Origin of the sequence: Halopseudomonas sp. (genome assembly GCF_036961105.1) — a bacterium.
Lineage (GTDB): Bacteria > Pseudomonadota > Gammaproteobacteria > Pseudomonadales > Pseudomonadaceae > Halopseudomonas.
Window position 1 is genome coordinate 46,197 of sequence record NZ_JBALWW010000010.1, and the last position, 16,189, is coordinate 62,385.

At 62.6% G+C, this 16,189-nt stretch carries 15 protein-coding genes; 7 read left to right on the top strand and 8 right to left on the bottom strand.

The window, feature by feature from the left end:
* The first annotated feature begins 42 nt into the window (after positions 1-42).
* Together V7756_RS11405 and V7756_RS11410 are read left to right on the top strand one after the other, a co-directional pair.
* A complete protein-coding gene (locus V7756_RS11405; protein ID WP_335610297.1) occupies positions 43-603 on the top strand; it encodes a TRAP transporter small permease subunit in 561 nt (186 codons plus the stop codon).
* On the top strand, positions 603-1,979 hold the full coding sequence (locus V7756_RS11410) for a TRAP transporter large permease (RefSeq protein WP_335610298.1): 1,377 nt from the start codon (positions 603-605) through the stop codon (positions 1,977-1,979). The genes V7756_RS11405 and V7756_RS11410 overlap by 1 nt, the downstream gene beginning before the upstream one ends.
* A gap of 36 nt (positions 1,980-2,015) precedes the next feature.
* Here the strand turns inward: V7756_RS11410 and lepB are convergent, their stop codons facing one another.
* The 4 genes from lepB to V7756_RS11430 form a co-directional block, all read right to left on the bottom strand.
* Positions 2,016-2,852, bottom strand: coding sequence for a signal peptidase I (gene lepB, locus V7756_RS11415; protein ID WP_335610299.1), 837 nt, complete (start codon positions 2,850-2,852; stop codon positions 2,016-2,018).
* Positions 2,853-2,984: 132 nt separating this feature from the next.
* Positions 2,985-3,386, bottom strand: coding sequence for a DoxX-like family protein (locus V7756_RS11420; protein ID WP_335610300.1), 402 nt, complete (start codon positions 3,384-3,386; stop codon positions 2,985-2,987).
* Positions 3,376-3,801 carry a thiol-disulfide oxidoreductase DCC family protein gene (locus V7756_RS11425; RefSeq protein WP_335610301.1) on the bottom strand — a complete coding sequence of 142 codons (426 nt, stop codon included), beginning with the start codon at positions 3,799-3,801 and terminating at the stop codon, positions 3,376-3,378. The genes V7756_RS11420 and V7756_RS11425 overlap by 11 nt, the downstream gene beginning before the upstream one ends.
* 52 nt (positions 3,802-3,853) lie before the next feature.
* Positions 3,854-4,447: an Sbal_3080 family lipoprotein gene (locus V7756_RS11430; protein ID WP_335610302.1), complete on the bottom strand. Its 594-nt coding sequence runs from the start codon at positions 4,445-4,447 to the stop codon at positions 3,854-3,856.
* A gap of 30 nt (positions 4,448-4,477) precedes the next feature.
* On the opposite strand from V7756_RS11430, the gene V7756_RS11435 reads away from it, so the two are divergent.
* From V7756_RS11435 to V7756_RS11450, 4 genes are read left to right on the top strand one after another with little or no spacing between them, the layout of a single operon-like run.
* Complete coding sequence (locus V7756_RS11435) at positions 4,478-5,506, top strand: acyl-CoA dehydrogenase family protein (RefSeq protein ID WP_335610303.1); 1,029 nt, start codon at positions 4,478-4,480, stop codon at positions 5,504-5,506.
* Between the two features lie 8 nt (positions 5,507-5,514).
* Positions 5,515-6,306 carry a PIG-L deacetylase family protein gene (locus V7756_RS11440; RefSeq protein ID WP_335610304.1) on the top strand — a complete coding sequence of 264 codons (792 nt, stop codon included), beginning with the start codon at positions 5,515-5,517 and terminating at the stop codon, positions 6,304-6,306.
* Positions 6,303-6,902: a class I SAM-dependent methyltransferase gene (locus V7756_RS11445; protein WP_335610305.1), complete on the top strand. Its 600-nt coding sequence runs from the start codon at positions 6,303-6,305 to the stop codon at positions 6,900-6,902. Before V7756_RS11440 ends, V7756_RS11445 begins: the two co-directional genes overlap by 4 nt.
* On the top strand, positions 6,899-7,555 hold the full coding sequence (locus V7756_RS11450; protein WP_335610306.1) for a glycosyltransferase: 657 nt from the start codon (positions 6,899-6,901) through the stop codon (positions 7,553-7,555). Before V7756_RS11445 ends, V7756_RS11450 begins: the two co-directional genes overlap by 4 nt.
* A 47-nt stretch (positions 7,556-7,602) precedes the next feature.
* On the opposite strand, the gene V7756_RS11455 is transcribed toward V7756_RS11450, so the two are convergent.
* From V7756_RS11455 to uvrD, 4 genes are all read right to left on the bottom strand, one after another.
* Entirely contained in the window at positions 7,603-8,022 is a 420-nt protein-coding gene (locus V7756_RS11455) for a MaoC/PaaZ C-terminal domain-containing protein (protein WP_335610307.1), read from the bottom strand.
* A gap of 107 nt (positions 8,023-8,129) precedes the next feature.
* A complete protein-coding gene (locus V7756_RS11460; protein WP_335610308.1) occupies positions 8,130-9,050 on the bottom strand; it encodes a DUF72 domain-containing protein in 921 nt (306 codons plus the stop codon).
* 533 nt (positions 9,051-9,583) lie between these two features.
* Positions 9,584-10,693, bottom strand: a complete 1,110-nt coding sequence (locus tag V7756_RS11465) for a TRAP transporter substrate-binding protein (protein WP_335610309.1) — start codon at positions 10,691-10,693, stop codon at positions 9,584-9,586.
* Between the two features lie 248 nt (positions 10,694-10,941).
* A complete protein-coding gene (uvrD, locus tag V7756_RS11470) occupies positions 10,942-13,116 on the bottom strand; it encodes a DNA helicase II (protein WP_335610310.1) in 2,175 nt (724 codons plus the stop codon).
* 206 nt (positions 13,117-13,322) lie between these two features.
* Here uvrD and V7756_RS11475 point away from each other — a divergent pair, with 206 nt between their 5' ends.
* The gene (locus tag V7756_RS11475) at positions 13,323-16,184 is read left to right on the top strand and encodes a putative bifunctional diguanylate cyclase/phosphodiesterase (protein WP_335610311.1); all 2,862 of its coding nucleotides are present in this window, start codon (positions 13,323-13,325) and stop codon (positions 16,182-16,184) included.
* Positions 16,185-16,189: the final 5 nt, after the last annotated feature.

Consider the following 16,189-nt stretch of genomic DNA (forward strand, 5'->3'; position numbering starts at 1 on the left):
TCGGATCAACAGCGCCGCCACCCCGACCGAGTGCCCGCAGCCATGTCTCGCCCTCTGTTTACCGCCGGCCTGACGCTGGCGCGCGCCATCGATCATGCCAATAGCCTGCTGGGGCGCGGTGTCGCCTGGCTGAGTGTGCTGCTGGTGCTGCTGACCTGCCTGATTGTAGTGTTACGCTACGCCTTCAGCATCGGTGCCCCCGCCACCCAGGAAATCATCATGTACGGCCACTCACTGGCCTTCATGGGTGCCGCAGCCTGGGCGCTGCAACGTGACGCCCATGTGCGCGTGGATATATTCTTCCGGCGTTTCTCTTCCCGCGGCAAGGCAATTATCGACTTTGCCGGCAGCCTGCTGTTCCTGTTGCCCATGTGCCTGTTTCTGGCCTGGAACTGCTGGGACTATGTCAGTGTGGCCTGGCAGCGCCAGGAGCGCTCGGCGGACGCTGGCGGCCTGCCCTGGGTCTATATCCAGAAGAGCTTCATTCTATTGCTGGTAACCAGTTTGCTGCTGCAGGCGATATCGCAGCTGATCAAGACCGCGGCCGTGATCGCTGGCGCCCTGCCCAGCCATTTGCCGGCCAGCCATGAGGAGCACCTGTAATGGGCGTGGAATACATGGCCGTCGCCCTGTTCATCTGCATCTGTCTGGCCCTCATGGCTGGCTTCCCGGTGGCCTTTACCCTGGGCGGCATGTCCCTGCTGTTTGCCGGGCTGGGCATGGCGCTGAATCTGTTTGAACCAAGTTTTCTGGGCGCATTGCCCAGCCGCCTGTTCGGCACCATGAACAACCAGACCCTGCTCGCGGTGCCGCTGTTCGTTTTCATGGGCGTGATGCTGGAAAAATCGCGCATCGCCGAAGACCTGCTGGAGGCCATGTCACGGCTGTTTGGCGGGCTGCGCGGCGGTCTGGCGTTTTCGGTATGCATCGTCGGCGCGCTGCTGGCAGCCAGCACAGGGATTGTCGGCGCCACCGTGGTGACTCTGGGCTTGCTGGCGCTGCCGAGCATGCTGCGGCGCGGCTATGATCCCGCCCTGGCCACCGGCACCCTCGCGGCCACCGGCACCCTGGGGCAGATCATTCCGCCATCAATCATCCTGGTGCTGCTGGGCGATGTGCTGTCCAACGCCTACCAGCAGGCGCAAACCCGTCTGGGCATCTTCTCGCCCAAGACCGTCACCGTCAGCGATCTGTTTATCGGCTCGCTGTTGCCGGGCCTGGTGCTGGTAGGCTTGTATCTGCTGTATCTGATATGCGTGGCCATCTGGCAGCCCAACAAGCTACCGGCGTTGACCGACGAGGAGCGGGCCGAGGTGTCCTGGCCCCAGGTGCTGCTTAGTCTCCTGCCCCCCTTGCTGCTGATCATGTCCGTACTGGGCTCGATTCTGGCGGGCATCGCCACGCCGACCGAGGCAGCCGCCGTTGGCGCGCTGGGCGCGACCTTGCTGGCGCTGGCAAAGCGGCAACTGGGGCTGGGCAAATTGCGCGAGGTCGCCCAGGCCACAACCGAAATCAGCGCCATGGTATTCATGATATTGCTCGGCGCCTCGATCTTCTCGCTGGTGTTTCGCGGTTACGGTGGTGACGACCTGATCCATCACCTGTTCGAACAACTGCCGGGCGGTGTGTTTACCGCCACCCTGGTGGTCATGCTGGTGATCTTTCTGCTCGGTTTCATTCTCGACTTCATCGAGATCACCTTTGTGGTGGTGCCCATCGTCGGGCCGGTCTTGCTGAGCATGGGGCTCGACCCGGTATGGCTGGGCGTGATGATCGCGCTGAACCTGCAAACCTCCTTCCTGACGCCGCCGTTCGGCTTTTCGCTGTTCTACCTGCGCGGCGTCACACCGGCGAGCGTGCCGACCTCGGCCATCTATCGCGGGGTCTTGCCCTTCATCGCAATCCAGATTCTGATGCTGATCATCGTCGCCTGCTGGCCTGGATTGGTGACCTGGCTGCCGGGGCTGATGGCGCATTAAAGGCGGGCCGGAGCAAAACCGGCCATCAACGCGCCGCTATCTGGGCACTACCGCCACCACTTCCCCCACAATACGCTCTGCCGGCACGCTGCCCCAGTGGCGACTGTCGTCGGAGTTGTCGCGATTGTCGCCAAGAAAGAAATAATGCCCCGCCGGCACTTTAAAGGTGCGGATGGGCATTGAGGCGGCTTGCTTGAGCTGTTGAACCTGATAACGGCTGTCGCCAGCCGCCTCGGCGTAAATGCTGGCCAGCTGGGTTTCGCTCACCCGCTCTCTGGGCAGGGTTTCGCCGTTGACCACCAGGCCCTGCTCCGTCAGCGCAATGACATCCCCGGGCAAGGCCAGCAGTCGTTTTACATAGAGCACGTTCATATCGGGCGGATAAAATACATACACCTTGCCCGGCTGGAGCTGCGCCGTCGCCACCTGCGCTGCGCCAGGTAGCGCCTGACCATAGAGCGCGGGCTGGGAAAAGCCCCACTTCCTTACTATCACCACGTCACCCTCTACCAGGGTCGGGTGCATCGAGGCCGACGGCACCGCGTAGGGCTCGTAGAGATAGGTGCGCACCAGCATCACTGTCAGCATCAGCAGCAAATAGCAGCCCACTACCACCCAGACTCGACTGTACCAGGGTCGCGGCTGGCCGACCGCCCCCCTACGCAGCAGCCACCAGGCATGCAGCGGACACAGCAGGCTGAACAGCAGGTGGAGCGACAACGAGAAGTACCAGTCCAGCCCGGCGACCAGCAGAGCCGCAGGAAAATAGAGCCAGAACAGGCCGGGGCGATTCACATAGAGAAACACGAAGGGCTGCAACAAAATGCCCAGCAGCACGGCTATCCAGGTTCTCGGCGGACTGACGTTGTTCAAGACGGCTCCTGGTGAGGGCCCGGCCGGCGGGCAGGCGGTTAAGCGGCAGGGTAAACAAACGGCCAACGGCAACGCGTGCGATCCGTTGCCCGCTGCTATGACCACAGCGAACCGGGTAGATTCCACGCAGACTCAGCCAGCGCCCACGCTGCCTGGCGACGACTCCAGCCGCAGAATCAGATAACAGAGCAGCAAGCCGAGCAGGTTGGTGGTAACCGGGTTGAACGCCTCTACCAGCAGCGCCGGACTCAACACCGCCACATAGAGCAGCAACCCCAGCAGGGCCAGCGCAGCCAACCACACCGGCACCTTGCCGCCTAGACGCAAGGCGATCAGTACGCCCAAGAGAATTTCCACGACGCCCGCCAGTGGCGAGGCAATGCGCGCCGGCAAGCCGGCGCCACTGGCCTCGACCAGACTGACCTCAATGGCACTCAGATACAGAATCTTTGGCACCAGCCCGTGATAGACGAACAACAGCCCCAGCCCCACCCGGCAGCAAAAGCTGATGTGTCGCAGGTTATCAACGGCCATCGACAAACCGCTCGGCGTGTTCCGGCGCAGGCAGCCGACAGACCTCGTACTGGCCGAACAACCGATAGCGATTCAGCGCAACACGGTCATACAGCCAGTCGCGCAGCGGCCGCGGCACCAGCCGCAGCGCCGTCACCCACCTCCAGGGCCAACCCAATCCGCGCATGACCCGGAAAAACGCCTCGCTCTTCTCGAAGCAACGCCCCTGCTCAATCACCAGCATGGTAGCAAAACGGTCCGTCGGATAACCGAAATGCTGCAACAGTTGCTGGCCGGCCACCGATTGCACGTTGCACAACAGGTACCTATGGCTGTGGTCGTGCTGGATGATGAAATTTGCCCAGCCGTTGCAGAGCCGGCACACGCCGTCGAACAGAATGATGCGCGAGTCGGCTGAAAGCAGTGTGGGGGTCATGCAAATGCCTCCGTGGTAGCGCTTATAGCGGGCTGCGGCACAACCGGGCCGGTCAGCGTGCCCCGCCCAGCAGTTGGTCGATTACCGGATCCATTTTTGCTTGCGTGCCCTGCCATTTCATCAACGACAGGCCGCCCTTGCCGTTCAGATGATACTCCGCCGACGCCACCCGCTGACCGCGCCGGTCGAGCCAGAGCTCGGCATGCGAAAGATAAGGTGCCATGTCCCAGGAACGCAGGGCCGTGTAGCTGAGCACGTATTCGCACTTCTGCGGCAAAGCGCCGGAAAATACCTGCGTGGCGATACCGTGGCGCTCGAAGCCGGCCTGCACCACCGGTAAAAAATCGCTGACCATGACTTTGGCGTTGTCCTGTATGCAGACATACACGATGCCATCGGCCGGATCCACCGGCTCGACCGTGACCGAAGTGCAGCCGGCAATAAGCAGCGGTAGACATAAAAGTCCATTTTTCATGGCGCGTCCTTTTTCCGGGCCGGCTCCCATAGCCGGATACCCAAGCGCCTCATTCTCGCTGATATTCAGGAAAATTACTTTTTGCTTTTGCTTTTGCTGCGGCTTGCGGCTTGCGGCTTGCGGCCAAAGAGTTTGAACGATTCGAGCGGCTATCCGCTCGAAACTAGGCAAGCCCAGACTCTGCCAAGGAAGCCGTGCTCCATGCCTGACCCCAAACAACTCGCCGCCATACTGGAAGTCATTGCCAAGCGACCCCAGCCCCTGCGACACGATCATGAGTTGCAGGTGGCCATGCGATTTTGTGCCGATCAGGGCCTCGATGTGCTACCGCAGCCAGGCAAAGGCGAAACCTTGCAGCGCTGGCAGGCCCTGGCTCTGGTTGCGGCCCACGACCTGTCGCTGGCCAAGCTGTACGAAAGCCATACCGACGCCATTGCCATTTTGCAGGAGCTCGGCGGCGCCCACCTGCTCAAATCAGGGCTCTGGGCAGTCTGGGCAGCCGAACCGCCGCAGGCCCGGGTGCGCATCACCGAGGATCTGCAAGGCACGCCGCTACTGACCGGCACCAAAGCCTGGTGCTCGGGTGCAGCCCAGATCGACTGGGCTTTGCTGACCGCCTGGAACGAGCAGGAGCAGCCGCAACTGGTTGCCGTGGATCTGCATCAACCGCAAGTCGATATCGGCGAACACGGTTGGCAAGCCGTGGGCATGGCGGCTACCGCCAGTGTGGATGTGAGCTTTGAGCAAGCCCCCTCCTGCCTGGTGGGGGCGCCGGGCGAATACCTCTCCCGGCGCGGTTTCTGGCACGGCGGTGGCGGTATCGCTGCCTGCTGGTATGGCGCCGCCTCGGGACTGGCGTTGTACCTCAAGGACTTCTGCGCGCGGCGGCAGGATGACGTTCATGCCCAGGCGCATCTGGGCGCGGTGGACGCCGCGCTGAGCAGCGCCGCCAGTTCGCTGCGCGAGTGCGCGCAGTGGATTGATAACAACCCCAGACAGGAAGCCCAACTGGCCGTGCTAAGGGTGCGCGCGCAGGTCGAACAGGCGGCGGAGCAGGTACTGCATCACGTCGGTCGCGGCCTCGGCGCCACGCCCTATTGCCGCGATGCCCGTTTCGCCCGGTTGGCCGCCGACTTGCCGGTTTTCATGCGGCAAAGCCACGCTGAACGCGACTTGGCCGAACTGGGGAGCCAGATCGCCGCGCGCGCCAGTTTCAGCTGGCAGCTGTGAGCCGGTTGATGCGCACACCACTCGCCGCCGCGCCAGCTAGCGCCAACGCCGGCGCATTCGGCATCGCAGGCACCCCGCTACACGCGTGGCAGGCTAGCCAGGCGCTGGCCGCTGTGCCGCCTATCAGCTTGGCCGAGCTAATACCATCCCAGTCGCGGGTGATAGTAGTAGCGCCGCATCCAGATGATGAGAACCTGGGCTGCGGCGGCCTGCTGGCGGGCGTGGCTGAGCGCAATCACAAACTCACCGTGGTGGCCGTCACCGATGGTGAAGGCAGCCATCCGCAATCACCACTATGGTCGGCAGACCGGCTGCGCGCCACCCGGCGCCAGGAAAGCCGGAACGCCATGGCGAGGCTCGGTTTCGCCGACGCGCAGGTGGACTGGCAACATCTGGCGTTGCCCGATGGCCAGGTTGCCGCCCACCTTGATCGTTTGCGGCGCTATCTTGATGCTTTGCTGCGCCCGGGTGACCGGGTACTCAGCACCTGGCGAAGGGATGGGCATTGCGATCACGAAGCGGTGGGCGCCGCTACCGCCGAGTGTGCCCGCCGCGCCCAGGCGCAGTTGATCGAGGTACCGGTATGGGCCTGGCACTGGGCTGCCCCCGAGGACTCGCGTCTGCCCTGGTCGCGGGCACGCAAACTGCCGCTGAGCGAGGCGCAACTGGCGCGCAAGACCTGCGCAGCCCAGGCGCACCGCAGCCAACTGCAGCCTGATCCCAGCACTGGCGCGCCACCGGTTCTTGCCGCAGCGACACTGGCGCGGCTGCTGCAACCCTTTGAACTGGTATTTTTATGAGCATCCCCGCCTCTTATTTCGACCAACTCTTTGCCGACAGCCAGGATCCCTGGGCCTTCAGTGAGCGCTGGTATGAGCAACGCAAGCGTGACCTGACCCTGGCCAGCCTGCCCCATCAGCATTACGCCAACGTGTTCGAGCCGGGCTGCGCCAACGGCGAGCTGAGCCGGGCGCTAGCCGCGCGCAGTACGCGCTTTCTCGGCATGGATATCTGCGCCCGCGCCGTGGCGCTGGCACGCGCACGCCTGGCCCAGTGCTCCCAAGCCCGGGTCGAGGTGGGCGCAGCGCCGGGAGACTGGCCTGCCGAGCAGTTCGACCTGATAGTCCTCAGCGAGCTGGGCTACTACCTGGACGGCGATCAGTGGCAGCAACTCGTCCAGCAAGCCAGACAGAGCTTGCGACCGCGCGGCACACTAATCGCCTGCCATTGGCTGCATCCCATCGAAGGCTGCGCACTAAGCGGCCGGCAAGTGCACGAGCTACTCGATCAGCATCTGGCTCTGCCGCGTTTGCTGCGTCATGAGGAACGGGATTTTCTGCTGGAGGTATGGACTGCCGACGCTGACACTCTGAGTCTTGAGGAGCGGCTAAATTGATCGGTGTGGTGATACCCGTGCACAACGAGGAATTGCTCCTGGCGGCCTGTTTGCGTGCCGTGGCGCAGGCCGCCGGGCATGCCATGCTCAACGGCGAGCAAGTCTGCCCGGTAGTGGTTCTGGACGCCTGCAGCGACAGCTCGGCGAGCATCGCCGCGCAGGCGGGCGTGCATTGTCTGACAATCAGCGAACGCAATGTCGGGGCTGCCAGACGCGCCGGCGCAGACTGGTTGCTCCAGCAGGGTGCGCGCTGGCTGGCCAGCACCGATGCCGACAGCCTGGTGCCCGAAGACTGGCTGGTGCGCCAGATTCATTCCGAGGCCGAGGTGGTTTGCGGCACGGTGCGGGTGACCCGCTGGGATGAATATCCGGACGCCGTGCGCAATCTGTATCTGCGTCTTTACCAGCAGCGCGAAGGTCATCGGCATATACACGGCGCCAATCTGGGCGTCTGTGCGCACGCCTACCAGCGTGCCGGCGGCTTTCCGCCAGTAATGGCCCACGAAGATGTGGCCCTGGTACATGCACTGGAGGCGCTGGGTGCGCGCATTTCCTGGACCGCCGGCAACAGTGTAGAGACCAGCGCGCGTCGCGAAGCACGCTGCGCCGAGGGTTTCAATGACTATCTGAAAGGCCTCGCGGCGACCACCTGATACCAAGGGCGGCCACTTGAACGGTCGCTGCGGTTGAAGCCCGGCGCTTATAGTTCGGCCAGCAGCATTATCTTGGCAGACCCGGCGATAAGCAGGTTTTGTGCGCCGTCACGCACTTCCCCCTGCAGCGTCGCTATCGAACGCTGTGCCTTTCTTGCCTGTACCTCGACAACCTGCCAGCGCAGAACTATCGCCACATCGGGTCGCACCGGGGCATTGAACCGGAACGACATCTCCAGGCCCAGCATCGGAACCTGCTCGCCAATGTGTGCCGGAATCATCGCCGAAAACACTGCGCTGATGGCACTCCCGCTGGCTATGAGCCCACCAAAGCGGCTCGCTTGCGCGCGTTTCAGGTCATGGTGCAGTGGGTTGCTGTCGCCACATAGACGTGCCAGTTCCTGTAGCTCTGCGACCGAAAAGACTCGGTGTTGCTCAAAGCTGTAGCCTGCAATGATCGGCTGCATGTCAAAGATCTCAGTGCCGGCACCGGGCCGGGGCATTAAACAGGATGGTCGGCGGCCCAACCAAGGGGGGCCGGCAGGCGCGCCGTTCTTAGGGTCGCCCGCGCGCGCTAATCAGGCAATTCTGACGCTGGCTCGCCGGGTACTACCGCCAGATGCTCGGCCAGTGACAGCATGCGCAGCAGGCGCCGGGCATCGTAGGGCGCACATACCTTGATGTCGTTATCGAAATAGCAGAACAGGTCCCGCGAGCTGCGCCTGGGTGGCGCCGCGCTCGCCACCCGATGCGCGTCGCGCGGCTGCCGGCCGGCCAGCCAGCTGCGAATCCGCTTTGCCCAGTGGCTCAGCGCCTCGTCGCTGTAACCGCTACTGTACAGCTCCTGATCGCCATGCAGGCGTATATAGACGAAATCGCTGGTCACATCCTCCAGCAGCGGCCACTTGCCTGCGGTATCGGCCACCACCAGAGCTACCCGGTATTTGCGCAGCAGTTCGACGAACTCCACGCAGGTAAAACTCGGGTGACGAATTTCCACCGCGTGGCGCAGCGGCGTTCTGGCGGGCAGTTCTGACTTTGCTGGCGGTTCGCCGCGGCTGGCATGCCTGGCCAGTCGGCGCGCTGCCGCCCAGGTCGTCGGCAGCAGAGAGAGAAACTGTTCGAAACGCTCGGCGTCGTACTTGAAGCTGGGCGGAAACTGCCAGAGCGTGGCGCCCAGCTTCTCCTTCAGCTGCAATACGCCCGACGCGTAGAAGTTCGCCATCGGCTCCTCGATCTCCTTGAGGCGCTTCACGTGGGTTATATAGCGCGGCGCCTTGACGCTGAACACAAAGTCATCGGGCGTCTGCGCGTACCAGTCGGCATAGCGCTCGGGGGTCTGCAGCGCATAGAAGGAGCCGTTGATCTCGATGGAGCTGACCGCGCGCGAGGCGTAGGCCAGTTCCTGGCGCTGCTTGAGACCTTCAGGGTAGAAGTCGCCGCGCCAGGGCTTGTAACGCCAGCCGGAAATGCCGATATAGATAGTGCCCGTCATCTAAACCGCCTCTGCCAAGCCGCCGGGATTACCTCGGTGTCATTTTTCCGACTGGCTGGATTGGTGCAGAGTTCAGCTCATGGGAGCAGCAGCGCGGCTGGCGCCGAGACAGTGCTCCAGCCGCCCAGCCCCGAATAACGCTCGGCGGTCCTGGGTTACCTGATCCGGCCTTTCCTCCGGGAGAGTCGAGCCTTCTCGACCAGCAATCGCAACCGCACCACCGCTGGCCGGGATGGAACCCGATGAGATGGTCTCCTCCCTCTCCCTTCTACGGCGTCGATGCGCCAGGGGATAGATGCTAAACATCTACTGAAACCGAACGGAGACAGGAGGAGACCATGAACAAATTTATGACAATTGGCATCGACTTGGCAAAGGCTGTGTTCTTCATTTCAGTGCACGAGCCTTCCGGTAAGCAGACACACCGCAAGAAGCTTCGCCGCCATCAAGTGTTGCCGTTTCTGGCCGTCCCGGGTACAGCCTGTAGCGCAGTGGTATGCCCTGGCGCCGGCAGATGTTTTATTGCGTCGGGCTCAGCGAGTGCGCAGCGCGTACATCGCCTGCTCGCTGATCGCGTGCCAGGCATTCACCTTGTCGCGGAAGGCCTGCATGGAATCCCATACTTCGCGGTTCAGGGGGCTGGCGGCGGCGGTTTCTTCCAGTACGTCCATGCTGATATCGCGCAGCCGGTCCAGCACTGCATCCGGTAGCCGGCGCAGTTGCACACCGTGCTGGTTCACCAGGGTGTCCAGCGCATCGGCGTTGCGTTTGGTGTATTCATCCAGCATGGCCTGGTTGGTGGCCCGCGCCGCCGTGCGCACTATGTCCTGCAAATCAGCTGGCAGCTCGGCCAGCTTCTGCTGGTTGATAGTCAATTCCAGCACGGCGCAGGGTTCCTGCCAGCCGGGGTAGTAATAGTATTTGGCGGCCTGGTAGAGGCCGAAGGCCAGATCGTTGTAGGGGCTGACCCAGTCGGTGGCGTCGATCACACCGGTCTGCAGCGAGGTAAAAATCTCGCTGCCTGGCAGATTCACTGTGGTGGCGCCGGCGCGGGACAGCACTTCGCCGCCGAAGCCGGGCATGCGGATCTTCAACCCCTGCAGATCATCCAGGCTGTTGATTTCCTTGTTGAACCAGCCGGCCATCTGCACGCCGGTGTTGCCACAGGGCAGCGGCACCACACCGAGGGGTTCATAGGCTTTCTGCCATAGCTCAAGCCCGCCGCCTTCATACAGCCAGGCGTTCATTTCCTGCGCGTTGAGGCCAAAGGGCACGGCGGTAAAGAAAGGTGCCGTGGCGCTCTTGCCCTTCCAGTAGTAAGCCGCGCTATGGCCCAGCTCGGCGGTGCCGCTGGAGACCGCATCGAAGACTTCCAGCGCCGGCACCAGAGCGCCGGCGGCGAACACCTGAATACTCAAGCGGCCGTTGGACAAGCGCGTGACGGTATCGGCAAAGTGTTGTGCGGTAGTGCCCAGCCCGGGAAAGTTCTCCGGCCAGGAGGTGACCATCTTCCAGCGAAAGCGCTGTTCCGGCTGCGCTGCGTCAGCACCGCCCGCTGCCGGGGCAGCCTCATCCTTGCAACCGGCCAGCGCTGCAGCGCCCAGACCCAGTCCGGCGGCGGTCAATAGTTTGCGACGATCCATAAACTTAGCTCCAAGCGTCAAGCTGCAAGCGACAAGGCGTCACGCAGCAATCGATTAATTTATTTTTGTGGCAGTCGCAGCGCTTGAAGCTTGAAGCTTGAAGCAAAAAGCGTAGCGACCGTGCTGACTGTCCGCTTTCATTTCTGAAAAATCTGTAGCTCACGCCGCATCCAAACCAGACAACGAAACCACCGCTTGCACGGCCAACTTCCAGCTTCTAGCCTCCAGCTTCCAGCTGCTGCAACCGCCTAAAGCGGTTGCAGCTTGGCATAAGCCACCATCAGCCACTTGCTGCCTTCATCGTCAAAGTTGACCTGGATGCGCGCCTGCGCGCCCTGGCCTTCGTAGTTGAGTACCACGCCCTCGCCAAACAACGAATGCATCACCCGCTGACCCAGCGCAAAACCGGTACTTTCACTGGCGTCGGCGGCAAACAGGCCGGTCTTGCCGGGACCAAAGGGACGGCTGACCTGGTTGCCCAGGCGCACTTCCTGGATCAGCTCCGCTGGTACTTCCCGCACGAAGCGGGACAGCTTGTTGAAGGTTTCGCTGCCATACAGGCGGCGAGTCTCGGCCCAGGTGATGACCAATTGCTGCATGGCGCGGGTAATGCCCACGTATGCCAGGCGGCGCTCTTCTTCCAGCCGACCGGGGTCCTCCAGGCTCATTTTATGCGGGAACAGGCCTTCCTCCACGCCGGCCATGAACACCAGCGGAAACTCCAGGCCTTTGGCGCTGTGCAGCGTCATCAGTTGCACGCTGTCTTCAAAGCGGTCGGCCTGGGTTTCGCCGGCTTCCAGCGAGGCATGGGCAAGGAAAGCGAGCAGCACATCGCCCTCTTCGTCTTCGTCGGCCATGTCGTTCTCGAAGCCGCGCGCGGCCGAAACCAGCTCTTCCAGGTTCTCGACCCGTGCCTGCGCCTTCTCGCCCTTTTCCTGCTCGTGAAAACGCAACAGCCCACTGTGTTCGATGGCAATCTGCGCCTTGCTGTACAGCGGCACGCCCTCGGCGCGCTCGGCGAGTTCTTCAATCAGCACCATGAAAGCCTGCACCGCATTGGCGGCGCGCCCCGGCAGGCCCTTGTTGTCGAGCAGGTCGCAGGCTGCCTGCCACAGGGAAACATCCTGCTCACGAGCGTGCTGGCGCAGCGCTTCCACGGTCTTGTCGCCAATTCCGCGTGTCGGCACATTGATGATGCGCTCCAGGGCGCCATCATCGCCGCGATTGCCGATCAGCCGCAGATAGCCCATGGCGTTCTTGATCTCGGCGCGCTCGAAGAAGCGCTGGCCGCCGTAGATGCGGTAGGGCACGCCACTGCGCAGCAGCGCCTCTTCCAATACCCGCGACTGGGCGTTGGAGCGGTAAAGAATGGCAATCTCGCTGCGGCTCATGCCATCGCGCACCGCCTGTTCGATGCGCTCGACAATGAAGCGCGCCTCGTCCTGCTCGTTGAAGCCGGCATAGAGCGCAATCGGCTCGCCCTCGTTGCCATCGGTCCACAGCTGTTTGCCGAGACGCCCGGCGTTGTTGTCGATCAGCGCATTGGCGGCCTTGAGGATGGTCGCGGTGGAGCGGTAGTTCTGCTCCAGGCGGATCATCTCGGCATTGGGATAATCGGTCTGAAACTGCTGAATATTCTCGATCCGCGCGCCGCGCCAGCCGTAGATCGATTGATCGTCATCGCCGACCACCATCAGGCTCGGGCTTTTGCCAGCCAGATGCCGCAGCCAGGCGTACTGCACGGCGTTGGTGTCCTGAAACTCGTCGACCAGCATGTGCTTGAAGCGCGCCTGGTATTGCTCGCGCAGGGTCTGGTTGTCGCGCCATAGCTCCAGCGAGCGCAGCAGCAGCTCGGCAAAGTCGACCGCACCAGCCCGCGCGCAGGCCTGTTCATAGGCGGTGTAGATGCGCACCATGGTGGTCAGGAACAGATCGCCGGCGGGTTGAATATTCTGTGGCCGCAGACCTTCGTCCTTCTGGCCATTGATCCACCACTGAGCCTGTTTGGGCGCCCACTGGTTTTCATCCAGGCCCAGCTCGCGGATGACCCGCTTGACCAGCCGCAATTGGTCATCGCTGTCGAGAATCTGAAACTGCTCGGCCAGACCCGCCTCGCGCCAGTGCGCGCGCAACAGACGGTGCGCCAGGCCGTGGAAGGTACCCACCCACATGCCCTGCGGCGAAATGCCGAGCATCTGTTCAATGCGCCCACGCATTTCGTGGGCAGCCTTGTTGGTGAAAGTGACCGAGAGAATGCTCCAGGGCGAGGCCTTTTCGACCTCCACCAGCCAGGCAATACGGTGCACCAGCACGCGGGTTTTGCCGGAGCCGGCGCCAGCCAGCACCAGCTGTTGGCCGAGACTGGCGGTAACCGCCTGGCGCTGGGCGTCATTGAGAGAATTAAGCAGGTGGGAGATATCCATTGCGGCATTCTACCAGCGACCGCGCGCCGGCCGAAAGCGGCGGCTGTATCCGCTGTGCCAGACAGCCGCGCGGTAGTTTTCTCCGGCTTGGGGCTGTGCCGGAGCGAACCGCTGGTGTAAGGTTGCCTGAGACACGGCTTCGCTCTTTCTCAAGATCAATCCATGATAAAAAGAAACGCACAGCGTTCCAGGAAACCCACGTCGTCATGACGATTCTGCGCCCCAGTAATCCACCCATCTCTGCGGTCGAACTGCGCCTACAGCAAATGAACCAGCTGTACGCCTACTCACGCCTGCCGCAATGGTTGATGCTGGGTGCTGCCTGCCTGATAGTCGCGCTGCTGTGGGGGCATACCAGTGTCGGCGGCTTGATGGCATGGGCCGCGGTGGTCTGCTTGCTGGCGCTGCTGCGCCAGCGCCTGGTCGCTCGTTACCACGCCTGTCAGGCGCATGATCGCCTGCGCGCACGTTGGCGGTTCTTTTTCCACCTCGGCAATCTCGCCTCCGGCCTCTGCCTGGCCTGGGTTTATATCGGGCTGACGCCACTCGGCAATTTCACTTTGCAGGTACCCGTTTACAGCCTGGCCGGTGGTGTCTCGCTGTGCGTGGGGGTGATCTATGCCAGCCGCTTCCCTGCCTTTGCCAGCTTCATCATTCCCGCCTGGTTGCCGCCGGTCGCCTTTCTATTGCTGCAAGCGGACGAATTCAGCCAGGCATGGGCGCTGATGGGGCTCATTCTGTTCGTATGTATCGTGCTGTGCGCCATTTTCATTCACCGCTCGGTGCTTGAGGCCCAGATCAACCATCTGCGCAACGAAGCCCTGGTGGCCAATCTGAGCAGCACTCAACAGCGCAGCGAAGAACTCAACCAGCAACTGGCGCGGGAAGTAGCTCAACGCCGCAGCGCCGAGCAATCGTTGCGCGACAGCCATGAGGAACTCGAAGCGCGGGTGCGCGACCGCACCGCCGAGCTGGAACGCGCCTCCCACGAACTGCAAGCCAGCCAGACCCAACTGAGTCTGGCCATGGATGCCAGCCAACTGGGGCTGTGGGACTGGGACCTGGTGGGCGACAAGGTCTACCATTCACAGATCGATACCATTTTCGGCATCATCGCCAATGAAGGTCTGAGCATGCTGCTTGAGCTCAAGCCGAGGCTGCACCCGGCCGATGCCGCCATGGTTCGCAAGACCCTGGTGCGCCACATGAAAGGTGAGACCGAAGCCTACCGCATGGAATACCGGGTACGGCACGAGAATGGGCAATGGGTCTGGGTGGAAGACGCCGGCCAGGTAGTCGAACGTGATGCCAACGGCCGCGCCACACGAATGATAGGCACCCGCCGGGACATCACCGCGCGCAAGTACCAGAACGAACAGGCGGTGCTGGCTGCGACGGTTTTCGAGGCCACCTCCGAAGGCATCTTCATCCTTGATCCACAGTTCAATGTGCTGGCCGTCAACCAGGCGTACAGCGTAATTACCGGGCTGGCCAGCGAGGCGGCCGTGGGCCGCAACATTCTCGATCTCAGCGGCGACACGGAAATCCGTGATCACTTTGCTCACTTGCAGCAGTTGCTGGGCAATCAGGATCGCTGGCAGGGCGAGCTCACTGCCCGGCGACGCACCGGCGAGCCCTTTCCGATCTGGCTGCAGTTGGCGGTGGTGCGTGACAGCAGCGGCCAGGTCACTCATTACGTGGGCTTCTTCGCCGACCTAACCACCCATCGGCAGACCGAAGAGCAACTGCAGTATCTGACCAACTATGACGCCCTGACCCAGTTGGCCAACCGTAGCCTGTTCAACGAGCGACTGCAGGACGCCACCAGCCGCGCACGCCAGCACGAACATCAGGTGGCGCTGCTGCATATCGACCTGGATCGCTTCAAGCAGATCAACGCCAGCCTCGGCCACGCCGTGGCCGACAACCTGCTGCAGGAGGTCGCACGGCGGCTGCGCGCGGCGGTGCAGCCGCAGAATCTGCTGGCACGGCTGTCCGCCGACGAGTTTGTGGTGATCATCGAACAACCGGAGAATGAAAAAACCCTGGCGGTACTGGCCCACTCGGTGCTGGAGAAGCTGCGCGAGCCCATGCTGATCGGCGAGCAGGAGCTGGTAATGACCGCCTCCATCGGCATCAGCCTGTTCCCGGCGACCGCACGCGACAGTCTGTTACTGATCACCCAGGCCAACCAGGCCATGCAGCACGCCAAGCAGCTGGGGGGCAACAATGCGCAGTTTTTTACCCACGAGCTGCGCGCTTACAGTCTGGACCGCCTGCAGTTGGAGAACCAGCTACGCAAGGCGCTGGAAGATGATCAGTTGCTGGTTTACTACCAGCCCAAGCTGCACTTGGCCAGCGATCGCATTCGCAGCGCCGAGGCACTGGTGCGCTGGCAGCATCCGGAACGCGGTCTGATCATGCCGGGCGAGTTCATCAACATCGCCGAAGAGTCGGGTCTGATTGGCGCCCTGGGTGATTGCGTGCTGCGCCAGGCCTGCCAACAGGCCAGCCAGTGGTACCAGAAGGGTCCGGAAGCGGTGGCGGTATCGGTCAATCTCTCGGTCCAGCAATTGCGCCAGGAAGGCTTTGCCCGCGACGTCGCGCAGATTCTGCGCGCCAGCCGGCTGCCCGCGCGCCTGCTGGAGCTGGAACTGACCGAAAGCATGCTGCTGGAGCACAGCCCCACGGTATCGAGCAACATAGACGCGCTGAAGGAACTGGGGGTGATTCTCTCGGTGGACGATTTCGGCACCGGCTATTCCTCGCTCGCCTACCTCAAACGCTTCCCCATCAGCACGCTGAAGATTGATCGCGCCTTTGTCGCCGAGCTGGACGAAGAGCACTGCGACGACGCCATCATTCGCGCCATTATCGCCATGGCGCACAGCCTGTCGTTGAACGTGGTGGCCGAAGGCGTGGAGCACGAGAGCCAGCTGAACTTCCTCAAGGCCAACGGCTGCGATGAGGTGCAGGGCTATCTGATCAGCCGGCCGATACCCGCCGACGAGTTTACTGCGCTGCTGGCCGGTAGCAGCGACATGCCGATATTGCGCAACCGCCGCTAGCCATT